The sequence below is a fragment of the Campylobacter sp. 19-13652 genome, from assembly GCF_019702925.1.
Classification (GTDB): Bacteria; Campylobacterota; Campylobacteria; order Campylobacterales; family Campylobacteraceae; genus Campylobacter_A.
This window is the reverse complement of sequence record NZ_AP024713.1, coordinates 1,308,435-1,321,450: the sequence shown is the minus strand read 5'-3', so window position 1 is coordinate 1,321,450 and position 13,016 is coordinate 1,308,435. Positions and strand designations below refer to the sequence as shown.

Below are 13,016 nucleotides of genomic sequence, written 5' to 3'. Positions count from 1 at the left end.
TTTAATCTCCTAAAATTTCTGCTATTTTTTTATCAAATTTATGGGTTTCAACCAAAAAAGCGTCATGCCCATACTCACTTTGCACCTCGGTATAATCGCAAAACTTACCCATGCTTTTAAGGGTGTTCGCTAATTTAGCCATAAGAGATGGTACAAAGAGCAAATCCCCAGAAAAACTAAAAAGGTGCATGTCGCTTTTTATTGGGCTTAGTGCGTCCTTTAAGCTTTCATAGTGCCTAGTGCAGTCAAAGATATTCATCATTTTAATGACGTAAAGATAGCATAGTGGGTCATATCTACGTGCAAAATTTGCTGAGTTATACTCTAAATACCTCTCCACTTCAAACCTGCCAAAAAGCTCGTAAAGTCCGTCAGTGGCTGTGTAGCTACGTCCAAATTTAGCATCCATACTAAAGGGACTTAAAAAGCTTATATGCCCAGCCATTCTAGCATATTCAAGTCCAGCCAGTCCATTAAGTGCTATGTCCTCCTCGCAGTATTCGCCATTTTTAAATTCTATGTCGTGATATATCGCATGGGTGGCGATTTTATTAAACGCTATCGCCCAAGGTGGAGTCTGCCATGTCGAGGCTAGCATGATTGTTTTATCGGCAAAATCACTATGTTCTATTGCAAAGCAGAGTGCTTGCATTCCGCCTAGGCTACCGCCTATTACTGCGCGCGCTCTTTTTATACCAAGCCTGTCAAAGAGCCTTCTTTGCGCCCTTACCACGTCGCTAATTGCGAGCACTGGAAAGCTTAGACCGTATCTTTTGCCTGTGTCTGGATTTATGCTTAAAGGGCAGGTTGAGCCAAACGGAGCGCCCAAAATGCTAACGCAGATGACGTAGAATTTATCCGTATCTATGGCTTTGTTTTTACCTATTAGCTCATCCCACCAGCCAGCTCGGCTCTCGCCCTCATACACGCCAGCTGCGTGGTGGCTGCCAGTGAGAGCGTGCGTGATAACGATGACGTTATCTTTGGCTTCGTTTAGCTTGCCGTAGCTTTCGTACTTTAGGCTAAACTCACGCAGCATACGCCCGCTTTCTAGGTATAAAGGCTCACTAAAATGTTCGGTGGCGACTTTTAAATGCAAATTAGTTTACTTTATAGTTTGGCGCTTCATGCGTGATTATGACATCGTGTACGTGACTCTCTTTTAATCCAGCACTTGTAATCTCGACAAATTCAGCCTTTTGCTGCATTGTAGGTATGTCTTTTGCGCCCACATAACCCATTGCGCTCCTTAGTCCGCCTACCATTTGATGAAGTACGTCTTTTATGCTACCTACGTACGGTACGCGCCCCTCGATACCCTCAGGTACTAGCTTTTCGCTTGCAGTGCCTTCTTGAAAATATCTATCACTGCTACCTCTACTCATTGCACCAATACTTCCCATGCCGCGGTATACCTTAAACTGGCGTCCTTGGAATGTGATTATCTCGCCTGGACTTTCTTCGCAGCCTGCTAGCAAGCTGCCTGCCATTATGCAGCTAGCACCTGCTGCTAGGGCTTTTGCTATGTCGCCTGAATATTTTATGCCCCCATCAGCGATTACTGGTATGCCGTATTTTGCGGCTTCGCTAGCGCAATCATCAATAGCGGTAATCTGCGGCACCCCCACACCTGCGACTATGCGTGTGGTACATATTGAGCCTGGTCCTATGCCCACTTTTATGCCATCAGCTCCAGCCTCGGCTAAGTCTTTAACAGCAGCTGGATTTGCAATATTTCCTACCACCACGTCTACGTCAAAGTTTTCTTTTATCGCTTTTAGTGTGTCTATAATGCCCTTTGTGTGTCCGTGGGCTGAGTCCATCACTATAGCGTCCACTCCGGCTTCTACAAGGGCTTTTACCCTATCAAGCTGCCCTACGCCAACAGCTGCTGCTACTCTTAGTCTGCCTATTTTATCTTTGTTTGCGTTTGGATATTCTTTTTTCTTTTTTAGGTCTTTTATGGTGATTAGTCCGTCTAGCTTACCGTCTTTATCAACAATAGGTAACTTTTCTACACGGTTTTGGCTAAAAATTTTTTCAGCGTCATCTAGGGTGCAGCCTTTTGGTGCTGTTATGAGTGGGGCTTTTGTCATTCTATCAGCCACTTTTGTGCTTAAATCAGTCTCAAAGCGCAGGTCGCGGTTTGTTAGTATGCCTATTAATTTATGCTCTTTATCCACTACTGGCACGCCAGATATGTGAAGTTCGCTCATTAAATTTAAAGCCTCAGCGATACTTGCGTCTGGGTAGATAAAAATAGGGTCTATGATGACACCGCTCTCGCTTTTTTTCACGCGTCTTACCTCTCTTGCTTGGCTTTCTATGTCCATATTTTTATGTATGACGCCAAGCCCGCCAAGACGCGCCATCATGATGGCTGCGCGATGCTCTGTGACAGTATCCATGGCAGCTGAGACTATGGGGATATTTAGCGTGATATTTTTGCTAAATTTTGTGCGTACGTCGACTTGCTTTGGTAAAATTTCTGAGTACTGCGGCACTAGCAGGACGTCTTCGAATGTTAATGCTCGTTTGACTATTTTCATAACTTATCCTTTTATTAAATTTTCTAAACTCTTTGCTGCGTCAAGTACGCTTTGTTCATCAAATGCTCGCCCTATAAGCTGAGCTGATATGCTTAGCCCTTGGCTTGCTTTTGCTACTGGCACAGTGATGGCCGGAAGTCCAGCTAGGTTTACGCTTATTGTATAAATATCCGATAAATACGCAGCTAATGGGTCGCTTACCTCGCCAAATTTTATGCCTACGTTTGGACTAACTGGCATAAAGATTAAATCTGCTTCATCAAGTAGTCTTTCATATTGCGCTTTTATGTGGGCGCGTGCTTTTTGCGCTTTTATGTAGTATGCGTCGTAATATCCGCTGCTTAGCACAAATGTACCCAGCAGTATGCGCCTTTTTACCTCATCGCCAAAGCCTTCGCTACGGCTATTTACGTAAAGCTGTTTTAAATTTTCTGCCTGCGCACGTCTGCCGTATCGTACGCCATCATATCGGCTTAGATTTGCGCTTGCTTCGGCTGTTGCTATTATGTAGTACGCTGCTACATCGTATTTTGAGTCTTCAAGGTCAGCATAAACTATGCTATGTCCCGCGTTTTGTAGCTTTGCTATGGCGGCATTTAGTGCCTCTTTTACTTCAGGGGCTGCGTTTTGTACGTAGTTTCTAACGACACAAATTTTTAGCTTTCGCTCACTATTTAAATTTGGTGCAGTTGGAGTAAACTCTACGTTTGCACTGGTGCTATCTTTGGCGTCATATCCTGCGATTATGTCGTATAAAATAGCCGCGTCTTCGACATTTTGCGTGATGGGTCCTATCTGGTCTAGGCTACTTGAGTATGCTGCTAGTCCGTAGCGGCTTACCCTACCGTATGTTGGCTTTAGTCCTACGCATCCGCAAAACGCTGCTGGCTGGCGGATGCTACCGCCTGTGTCAGAACCAAGCGCGGCTACTGCTATGCCAGCTGCGACTGCTGCGGCTGAGCCGCCACTACTGCCACCTGGGACAAATTCATTATTTAAAGGATTTAGCGTGCGTCCGTAAAAGCTACTCTCAGTTGTACTTCCCATAGCAAACTCATCCATATTTGTCCGCCCAAATGGTGATAAATTCGCCGCAAGGAGTTTTTCTATCACGGTTGCGTTATATGGCGCAACGTAGCCTTGTAAGATATTTGAAGCGCAGGTAATCGCCCAGTCTTTTACCTGGATATTGTCTTTTATCGCTATTGGTATGCCGCTGCCGCTAGTGGCCAGTTCCTCGCCTTTTAACTGCTCGACATATGCGCCTAGGTGCTTAGTCTGGCTCGCTTTTTGAGCTATCTCCTCTCTTAGGAGTGCTATTTGTGAAGCGTCTAGCTTTAAAGCTTCTTTTAAACTTATCATCTTTTTTCCTTAAATTTATTTACAAACTTTACCCCAACGGCTATAAGTGCTAGTATCCCAGCTATGCTAAAGACTATAAGCCATGGGCTTACTGGCTGGCTAAGCATCTGCTAATACCTCAGCACACCTAGGGCAGACTTCGCCGTCATTTTGCGCGTTTAGCTTCCAGCAGCGCGGGCATTTGTGTCCGCTTGATTTAACGGCCCTAAATTTATATCCATTTATTTCAAACTCAAATAGCGCTTCCACGCCTTTATCTATGGCTTTTATGGATGAGACTGTAAATAGATCTGCAATCTCCGTCTCGTCAAACGCCACAAGACTATCTGCGCTTGTTTGTAGGTCAAGCTCAAGGGTGCTTTTTAAAAGTTTCTCTTTTTTGGCTGGGTCTATTAATTCAAAGAATTTCTCTCTAGCCGCCAGAATCATCTCATCATCTACGCTAAAGTTAAATTTAATCGGCTCATAAACTAGGTCAAATACATCATTTGCGCCATTTTTAATTATAGCTGGAGCGTATTTTAACACTTCATCGACTGTGTATGTGAGAGTTGGGGCGATTAGGGCTAGCAGGCTTCTTGCTATTAGCGCCATTGCTGATTGTGCGCTTTGGCGTCTAATGCCATCTTTTGCGTCGCAGTAAAGCCTATCTTTGCAGACGTCTAGGTAGATGCCGCTTAAATCTGATGACAGGAAGTTTAAAAGTATGTTAAAGCCCTTGCTAAAATCATATGCTCTAAAGCTTGTTGCAGCGTCGTTAAAGGCTCGCTCGGCTTTCATGAGTATCCATCTATCAAGCAGTCCAAAGTCCGTATTTATTGAGGTTAGATCATTTACGTTTGCTAGTAAAAATCTTATCGTGTTTCGAATTTTTCGGTATTGTTCGCTTACTTGTTTTAGGATATTTTGGCTGATTTTTAGCTCGCTTGAATAATCACTCAAGCTCACCCAAAGGCGTAAAATATCCACGCCAAACTCACGCGCTACATCTTGCGGGGCTACGACATTGCCTTTGCTTTTGCTCATTTTAAAGCCGTTTTCATCAACTGTAAAACCGTGGGTTAGAACCGATTTATAAGGCGCTATGCCATTTACTGCGCAGCTTAAAAGAAGCGAGCTTTGAAACCAGCCACGGTGCTGGTCTGAGCCTTCTAAGTACATATCGCAAGGATAGCTTCCTGCATCGTAGTGACCGCTTTTTAGCACTGCATTCCACGTAGAGCCAGAGTCAAACCACACATCAAGTATATCCGTTACCTTTTCAAGTTCGCTTGCTTCGTAATGACAACAAGGAGGCAAAAGCTCCTGCACTGTTAGGCTCCACCATGCGTCCGCGCCGCAGTCTTGAAATATTTGGGCTACGTGATTTAGTATGGCTTCGTCAAATATCACTTCTTTTGTCTCTTTGTGTCTAAAAAACGCTATTGGTACTCCCCAGTCTCTTTGACGGCTTATGCACCAGTCTGGGCGATTTGCTATCATGCTTGTTATTCTATTTCTGCCTGCTTCTGGGTAGAACTTAACGCTATCAAGCGCTTTTAGCGCCACTTCTCGCAGGCTTTTGCCATTAAGTACTGGCTCATCCATAGTAATAAACCACTGTTTTGTAGCGCGATAAATCACTGGCTTATGTGTACGCCAACAAAACGGATATGAGTGGATAAATTTACTCATATGAAGTAGCGCCCCACCAAGTAGCTCCAAAATCCTCTCATTTGCCTTAAATATATGCACTCCCAAAAGCTCATCAGCCACGCTAGGCTCAAAAAGCGCATGAAGTTTTATCGTGTTATCATAAAGCCCAGCATCATCAACGGGCATGATAATCTCGCTAAATCCATATTTTCGCCATACTTTATAGTCATCCTCACCATGCCCTGGAGCTGTGTGGACTAGCCCTGTACCGCCTGTAGTTTCGACGTGATCGCCTAGTAAAAATATCGATTTGCGCCCATTTAGTGGGTTTATGGCGTGGGTTTTTTCTAATTTTTGGGAGTTAAATTCTTTTATTATTTCGCCATTTGTTATGCCTAGATCTTTTAGTTGCGCTACTAGCTCTTTTGCTAGGATTAGCCCTTCGCTTGTGATTGCGTAGATTGTATCTGGCTTTAGGCTTATGCCCTGATTTGCTGGTAGCGTCCAAGGTGTCGTAGTCCATATTACCGCTCTTGCTTCGCTTACTCCTAGGGCATTTAGGGCATCTTTATCAAGGCTAAAGGCGACGTATATTGAGTAATCCTCTTTGTCTTCGTACTCTACCTCTGCTTCAGCTAGTGCGCTCTTAGCCGCCCAGCTCCAGTATACTGGCTTACTTCTTTCTACTAAAAGCCCCTTTTTAGCTACCTCACATAGTGTGCGGTATATGTCAGCTTCAAATTCATACTTCATGGTTAGGTACGGATTTTCAAAATCCCCTATAACGCCTAGGCTTTTAAATTCGCTAGACTGCACCCCGACAAATTCAGTCGCATGCTCGCGGCACATAGAGCGTATCTGCGTGGTGCTTGCCTCTTTTTTTTCTTTTTGTAGTTTCATTTCAACTTGCTGTTCGATAGGTAGTCCGTGGCAGTCCCATCCTGGTATGTAGCGTATGTCATCTCCAAAGAAATAGTGCGTTTTTAATATTGTGTCTTTTAGAATTTTATTTAGTGCGTGTCCGATGTGCAGGTGTCCGTTGGCATATGGTGGACCGTCGTGTAGGGTAAAGGTTGGCTTTTGTTTTCTTAGGTTTTTCATTTTGCTGTATGCGTAGGAGTTTTCTTGCCAAGCTTGCAGGGTTTGCGGCTCATTCTGGGGTAGGCTGCCTCGCATAGGAAAATCTGTGCTAGGTAGTAAAAGTGTGTCTTTATAGTCCATTTTTATGCCCTTTTTTGATATTAAATTTGACGATTTTACCAAAGCGAGGGTTAAAGACTACTGAAAATGTGTGCTATAATACCCCTAAAAAAGGATTTTATCATGAAACACACTCTTTTAATCGTGGGAGAAGAGCTGCATATAAATGAGCCTTTTAAACGCTATATAATCTCATCTTATGAGGCGCATTTTGGAGAGGCTACTTCGTTTTATTTGCAGAGTAAAAGCGATAAAAATTTACCCTTTATGATAGAGGAGATTATAGGCTTAAACGATAGCCTTGTGATTTATGCAGGCGATGATAGCTTTGCTACGGTCGCAAAAATTCTAGCCACTTTAGGCGATGATGAGCTGCTTTTAAATGGCGATTTGCTAGCACCTTCAAAATCTGAGGTAGTAACCAAAAATGGAGCGCTATTAAAAATAGGCGAGTGCGAGATAAATTTAATCCTAGCTAGACCAGCTCAAAAACTGGGTGCTATTTTAGGTAGCGCGCGTAAGGATTTTGCCTATTTTAGTCTATTTGACATAGATAGTGAGAGCGCTAATATCCTGCTTACCCCTCTTGCAAAAACCTACGAAGTAGAGCTAACAAGCAGTGAGCTAATCCCAAACTGGGTGCTAATAAGGGCTAGGGCTGGAAAATTTGGGCAGATAGCGAGCTTTTTTGAAGGGGTGCAAAATCTCTTTAGCAATAAGATGATACCTTATAAAAACGAGGTTGAATTTATCACAAGTGTGCTAATGCAAAAGGGACTTAAAATAACCTTTGCTGAGTCTTGTACGGCTGGGCTTTTATCGGCTAGGTTCGGCGATATAGCAGGTGTTAGCGAGGTGTTTGACGGCTCACTTATAACGTACTCAAATCAGTTAAAACATAGCTGGCTAGGGGTAGGTGATGAGGTTCTTAAAAGCTATGGTGCAGTGAGTGAGCCGTGTGTGCAGGAGATGCTAAAAGGGGCTTTGGCTAGGAGTGGGGCGGATTTTGCTCTAGCGGTAAGCGGTATAGCAGGGCCAGGTGGTGGCACGTCACAAAAGCCAGTAGGTACGGTGTATGTGGGTGCAGCGAGTAGCAAAGGAGGTGTGCTTGTAGAGAGGCTGCTTTTAGCTGGTGATAGGGAGTATGTACGCACTCAAAGCGTAACAGCTTGCATAGCCTGCCTTTTAAGGCTTGCGCCAGATGTGTTTTTTGCTTAGGATTGCTTGCATTGATGGCTTTGGTTATGGCGATTTTAAGAAAGAATTTAAGATATAATGCGCTATTTTTGTGCTTTAGGGTATTAAATTTATAATGCATTTTATCCATAATTTTTAAAAAAGATGCCTTAAGACTACATAAATTTAAAAGCTTTTGGAGCATATTTTGGGATTATTTGGATGTTTTATTTAAATTTTGCTACGCTTAAAACGACATTAACACTGCACGCAAATACCTGCTATATCGGCATTTTACTGTAATAAATTATTTTTAAGGCTTAATTTAAAAGTGAATTTAAATTTATCATGCCTTAAAAAGCTATCCTGCTAAAAATCGTGCCTACATTGCAAAGCGATGCGATAATGCCAAAAGCCACTAGCGTGAATTAAAGGTGCTTGGTTTGTTGTAATGCATAAAAAAGCAGTGCTATTTTAAATAAAGCCCTATAAAAATAACTTAAATTAGACATGCCTAATGTGAATGCTTAAATTGTAGCTAATTTATCTTTAAGTCTAGCCGTTTACATGTGAGGCTATCTTTTCGTAAAGATCTAAAATAGCCTCTTTTTTTACTATATAGCTTGATTTGTTTGCTATTAGATGAGCGGAACTTTGCATTATTGTATGTGTTACAGTTAATCCATTTTGCTTCATCGTTGCACCAGTCTCAACCACATCCACAATAACGTCAGAAAGTCCTATAAGTGGGGCTAGTTCAATAGAGCCATATAGCTTTATTATCTTTGCTGCTATTGCGTGATTTGCAAAATACTCTCTCGCGATTTGAGGCATTTTAGTAGCGACTTTGATTTCAGGCTGTGTAAAATCAGGCTCTTTTCCAGCTACGGTGCCTACACATATGCGGCACTTGCCTATCTTTAAATCAAGTAGCCTCACCACATCTGGACGATGCTCTGCTAGCACATCAAGTCCAACCACTCCCACGTCAGCAGCACCCTCTACCACGTATGCAGGTATGTCTTGATTTCGCACCATTAAAAATCTAAAATCACCCTGATTTAGTATTAGTTTTCTATCTTCAAATTTAAACTCGCTTTTAAATACACTTTCAAAAATTTCAAGTGTCTGATTAGCTATCCTACCCTTTGGTAAAGCGACTGTTATCATTTATTAAGCCTTTTTTGTTTTATTAGTTGTTGCATTGAGCGAAAAACGAGCATTTTATCATATATTGCATTCTCAAAAAAGCACGATAAAAACTCCCCATCCCCACCTGTAAAATATATGCGCCTATTTTTAGCTATTTGTGAGATTATGCTCACTATGGGCGCTATTATGCCAAAGCTCACTGCATCTTTTGTGTTTTGCGGAAGGGTTTTTAGGTCTGGCTTTGAATTTAATGCCACTTTAAGCCTTGGCGATATACTTTCGTATGTTTTTAGCATTTTGCTTATACCAGGTAGGATAAATCCCCCTTTATGATAGCCATTATCCATTATATCGACTGTTATAGCGCTTCCAGCGTCTACTATCACTCCGTCATAAGCCCCTGCGCAAGCAGCCACCCTATCTATACCTAAGCCTTTATACTGTGATTTTAGGTTAAAGTGTGGTTCTAAATTTATAAAAAGTTTTTGCTTATTTAAATGTTCTTTTAATCTATCATTTACGCTTATGTAATATATCGGATTTTGCGGTGTAAATTCTAAAAAATCATCAATTTTTAGCCTATTTATTAAGCCGTCATTATAAAAGGTGGCGTTTGTGTTTCCTATATCGCAAAGCGTCATGCTTCTGCCTTTACGCATTGCCACTGATTTTGTTTAAGAAGTGTTAAAGCTTTAGAGCAAGCCTGAGATGAGTAAAATAGTATCATCTTTTTTATTGCATGTCCTTGCTGGAGGCAGATTTTTTGACGCAAATCCTCTATCTCAAGAGCCTCTTTTGATAATAGCCTGACCTTTGCTTCTCGTATGATTATTAGGGTATAAAAATCTTTTGTATCGACACCAAGCCAAGCCTTTATGGTGCGCTTTTTACTAATAGTTGATATATCAAACGCACTAAGCTTTGGCAGGAGGATATTTTTTGAGTTTAAAAGCTCGTATATATTCATTATTTTAAGTTTAAGTATCTATCCCCAAAATAAAGCGTACCACCGCTTATATACGACCTTTCGTCTATTTCGCTAGGAAGCTTATAAATTTGTTCGTCGCTTAAATCAAGTCCCATTTTAAAAAGATAGCCTGTTTTTTCTACGGCATATAAATTTCCGTCATTTATACTAGCTCCAGTAAAGATGGCGAATTTAAAATATGCCTTGTTTTTTACAACCAAATCTAAATCAGTACGCAGTATAGTGCCGTCTTTTTTTAGTATATAGACGTCTTTATCATGCACTAAAACATCCTTTATCTCGCCGTCATAATAGACTGTTTTTTCTGGACTTATGGATATTACGCGCTTTGCTGTCGCTGCTATCATGGTATCACCTGTTGTATCTAGGAATATTACGTTATTAAAAAACTCATCAGAGCTTATTGTTACGTCTTTTACAAGCTGTGAGGTGGCTCTATTTAGGATATAAATTTTACCATCAAGCGATGGGTAGATGATTATGGAGCCTAAAAATACAGGGCTTGCGGCTCTTGAGTCTATAGCATAAACTTCTCTTGAGGCATACTGCATTAGTACTTCGTCTTTATTTATGTCTAGTAGGTAAAGATTGTTGTTTGCGCTAATTGCTGCTAATTGATCATCCTTTAGTGCTGCTGATACGATAGCTTCTGGGAATTTATGGCTATAAATACTAATTCCTCCGCTATTTTTTACACGCAAATCACCATCTATATTAGCCGCTATTATTAGTCCGTCGTTGCTTGAGAGCATACTATATCCCTTATCTAGCCCATAGCCGCTTTTTACGCCGTCTTTTGTGATTATGTCTCCATTTTTTAGGGTTGCACCAGCGCTATTTGATGAGACTATGCTTGATGATAAGCTTGATGTGTATGAGAGCTCTTTTTCTATATTTTCAGTTTCAAAATATTGCCTTTTTGTTGAGCAGCCTACAAGTACAAGAGCCGCTACCATAGTGATTAAAAGAGTTTTTTTCATTTTATATCCTGATAGTGTTTTAGATTTTTTATTAGGTTGTTTAAGTCCGAATTTGTAGGTATTTTTGCAAAAATTTCATCAGCTTGCTTTACCTCGCCCTCTTTTAGCATGGCAAAAGCCTCAAGTGCACTATTATAATCAGCTAAAATTCCCTCACTCTTTTCTCCTATGCTAGCTAGGAAAATTTTTGCCAAGAGCGGATCGATTTTCTCATTCGCAAGCTTTTTAATACCTTCTATGTCGCCATTTTTGCTAAGTTCTTTAAATTCTAGTATAGCTAAAAGCGATGGTGCGTCGGCTCTTAGAATGCTTTTTGCCTCGTTATCATTTGGGTTTAGTAGCAGGGCTGCGTAGGCTTTATTTGCTGTTTGTAGTTTTTTGGAATTTAAATAATCGCTAGTATATCTATAGCCAGCCCAAGCTATTATCAAAACAAGTATGATTATGAAAATTTTGCTATACTTTTTAAAAAATCTCTCGGTCTTAATAGCGTTTTCTAAAAACTGCTCTTGAGCATTTAGCTCTTGTTTTATTACATTTAAATCATCTTTTATAGCCAAGTTTGTCCTTTTGATACTATTTTAAAGCTTTAATTGTATCATAAATATTTTAAAAACATTCCAAAATTTTAAAGCTATTTATGCTATAATGGGCAAAAATTTGAGTTTTTAAAAGGCGATTTATGCAAATTGATGAAAATCTGCTTTGTAAGCTGGAGAGTCTTTCTGCGCTTAAAATAAGCGAGGATTCGCGCGCTGAGGTAGTGTCGCAGCTAAGTAATATCGTTGAATTTGTCGAGGTTTTAAACGAGCTTGATTTAAGCCACGATGAGGCGCTATCTAGTGCGGCAAATGGCGCTACGCCACTTAGAGACGATGTCGCAAGAGCAAGCGATGTGATAGATAGCGTGCTTAAACACGCGCCAGCGGCAAAAGACCACTTCTTTGTAGTGCCAAAAATTATTGAGTAAAATTAATGCTAGATCTAATCGCTAAAGCCATAGACAAAAATGCCACAGACCTATATCTAAGAGTAGGTGAAGCCCCATATACTAGGGGTTTAGATGGTGTTAGGCATTTTGATGATAGGGTGATTAGCGATGATGATATGACCTCATTGCTTACTTTGGCGACTGGTTTTGGGGATTTTAAAGGGCATGATTTAGACGCTGGATTTGGCATTTGTGGGCGTAGGATTAGGGCAAATTTTTACAAAAGCCTAAATCGTATTAGTGCGGTACTTAGAATTTTACCTAAAAACGCTCCAGATATATGTGCTGGTTACCCTGAAATTCTGAAAGCTTCAGCCCTAAAATCGCAAGGGCTAGTGCTAGTAGTGGGCGCTACTTCAAGCGGTAAAAGTACCACACTAGCCGCCATGCTTGAGTGGATAAACTTAAACTCTTTTAAACACATAATCACTATAGAAGATCCAGTTGAGTTTGTTTTTGCATCAAAAAATAGCATATTTACTCAGCGTGAGATAGGCTCTGATTGTGCTAGCTATGATGATGGTTTAAGGGCGGCGCTTAGGCAGTCTCCTGATGTTATAATGGTAGGTGAGATTAGAGATGTTGCTACCTTAAAGGCTGCCTTAAATGCGGCCGAGACTGGGCATTTAGTGCTTGCTAGCATGCATGCTAGTAGTGCTGTAGGAGCTGTGGTGAAGGCTATTGCCATGGGTGGCGCTGAGGAGGCTATTTTAAGAGCTAGTTTGGCAGAAAATATGCTAGCTATCGTTTATCAAAGGCTATTTAATGGAGTAAATGGCACTAAGGAAGCGGTTTTTGAAGTGCTTGCTAGGACAAATGCGAGCGTAAATTTAATACGAGAAGGAAATACTGCAGAGCTATCTGCTAGTATGCAAATCTCTAGGGAGGCTGGTTCTGTACTGTTTGATGATGCTTTATCTATGGCGATAAAGCAAGGCCGTATCCGCGAGGATATAAATAAAACTATATTTTAAGGTGTGTTA

The 13,016-nt window shown here is 41.2% G+C and carries 12 protein-coding genes; 3 read left to right on the top strand and 9 right to left on the bottom strand.

Going from position 1 to position 13,016, the window contains the following annotated elements; all coding sequences use genetic code 11:
• Position 1: 1 nt before the first annotated feature.
• The 4 genes from LBC_RS06410 to ileS all read right to left on the bottom strand — a co-directional run bounded on the left by LBC_RS06410 (position 2) and on the right by ileS (position 6,767).
• The gene (locus tag LBC_RS06410; RefSeq protein ID WP_221254984.1) at positions 2 to 1,039 is read right to left on the bottom strand and encodes a homoserine O-acetyltransferase; all 1,038 of its coding nucleotides are present in this window, start codon (positions 1,037 to 1,039) and stop codon (positions 2 to 4) included.
• Between the two features lie 61 nt (positions 1,040 to 1,100).
• Positions 1,101 to 2,549, bottom strand: a complete 1,449-nt coding sequence (guaB, locus tag LBC_RS06405; protein ID WP_221253605.1) for an IMP dehydrogenase — start codon at positions 2,547 to 2,549, stop codon at positions 1,101 to 1,103.
• A gap of 3 nt (positions 2,550 to 2,552) precedes the next feature.
• Positions 2,553 to 3,911, bottom strand: coding sequence for an Asp-tRNA(Asn)/Glu-tRNA(Gln) amidotransferase subunit GatA (gene gatA / locus LBC_RS06400; protein WP_221253604.1), 1,359 nt, complete (start codon positions 3,909 to 3,911; stop codon positions 2,553 to 2,555).
• Positions 3,912 to 4,010: 99 nt separating this feature from the next.
• A complete protein-coding gene (ileS, locus tag LBC_RS06395; RefSeq protein ID WP_221253602.1) occupies positions 4,011 to 6,767 on the bottom strand; it encodes an isoleucine--tRNA ligase in 2,757 nt (918 codons plus the stop codon).
• Between the two features lie 102 nt (positions 6,768 to 6,869).
• On the opposite strand from ileS, the gene LBC_RS06390 reads away from it, so the two are divergent.
• Positions 6,870 to 7,964, top strand: coding sequence for a CinA family protein (locus tag LBC_RS06390; RefSeq protein ID WP_221253600.1), 1,095 nt, complete (start codon positions 6,870 to 6,872; stop codon positions 7,962 to 7,964).
• Between the two features lie 513 nt (positions 7,965 to 8,477).
• Here LBC_RS06390 and hisG read toward each other — a convergent pair.
• The 5 genes from hisG to LBC_RS06365 are packed head-to-tail and all read right to left on the bottom strand — an operon-like array spanning position 8,478 to position 11,602.
• The gene (gene hisG / locus LBC_RS06385; protein ID WP_221253598.1) at positions 8,478 to 9,092 is read right to left on the bottom strand and encodes an ATP phosphoribosyltransferase; all 615 of its coding nucleotides are present in this window, start codon (positions 9,090 to 9,092) and stop codon (positions 8,478 to 8,480) included.
• Complete coding sequence (locus tag LBC_RS06380; RefSeq protein WP_221253595.1) at positions 9,089 to 9,715, bottom strand: type III pantothenate kinase; 627 nt, start codon at positions 9,713 to 9,715, stop codon at positions 9,089 to 9,091. The genes hisG and LBC_RS06380 overlap by 4 nt, the downstream gene beginning before the upstream one ends.
• Positions 9,712 to 10,041 carry a hypothetical protein gene (locus tag LBC_RS06375; protein ID WP_221253593.1) on the bottom strand — a complete coding sequence of 110 codons (330 nt, stop codon included), beginning with the start codon at positions 10,039 to 10,041 and terminating at the stop codon, positions 9,712 to 9,714. The genes LBC_RS06380 and LBC_RS06375 overlap by 4 nt, the downstream gene beginning before the upstream one ends.
• Positions 10,041 to 11,042: a PQQ-like beta-propeller repeat protein gene (locus LBC_RS06370; protein ID WP_221253592.1), complete on the bottom strand. Its 1,002-nt coding sequence runs from the start codon at positions 11,040 to 11,042 to the stop codon at positions 10,041 to 10,043. The genes LBC_RS06375 and LBC_RS06370 overlap by 1 nt, the downstream gene beginning before the upstream one ends.
• Entirely contained in the window at positions 11,039 to 11,602 is a 564-nt protein-coding gene (locus LBC_RS06365; protein ID WP_221253590.1) for a hypothetical protein, read from the bottom strand. The genes LBC_RS06370 and LBC_RS06365 overlap by 4 nt, the downstream gene beginning before the upstream one ends.
• A 122-nt stretch (positions 11,603 to 11,724) precedes the next feature.
• On the opposite strand from LBC_RS06365, the gene gatC reads away from it, so the two are divergent.
• Entirely contained in the window at positions 11,725 to 12,012 is a 288-nt protein-coding gene (gatC, locus tag LBC_RS06360; RefSeq protein WP_221253587.1) for an Asp-tRNA(Asn)/Glu-tRNA(Gln) amidotransferase subunit GatC, read from the top strand.
• Positions 12,013 to 12,017: 5 nt separating this feature from the next.
• A complete protein-coding gene (locus LBC_RS06355; RefSeq protein ID WP_221253585.1) occupies positions 12,018 to 13,007 on the top strand; it encodes a type IV pilus twitching motility protein PilT in 990 nt (329 codons plus the stop codon).
• Positions 13,008 to 13,016: the final 9 nt, after the last annotated feature.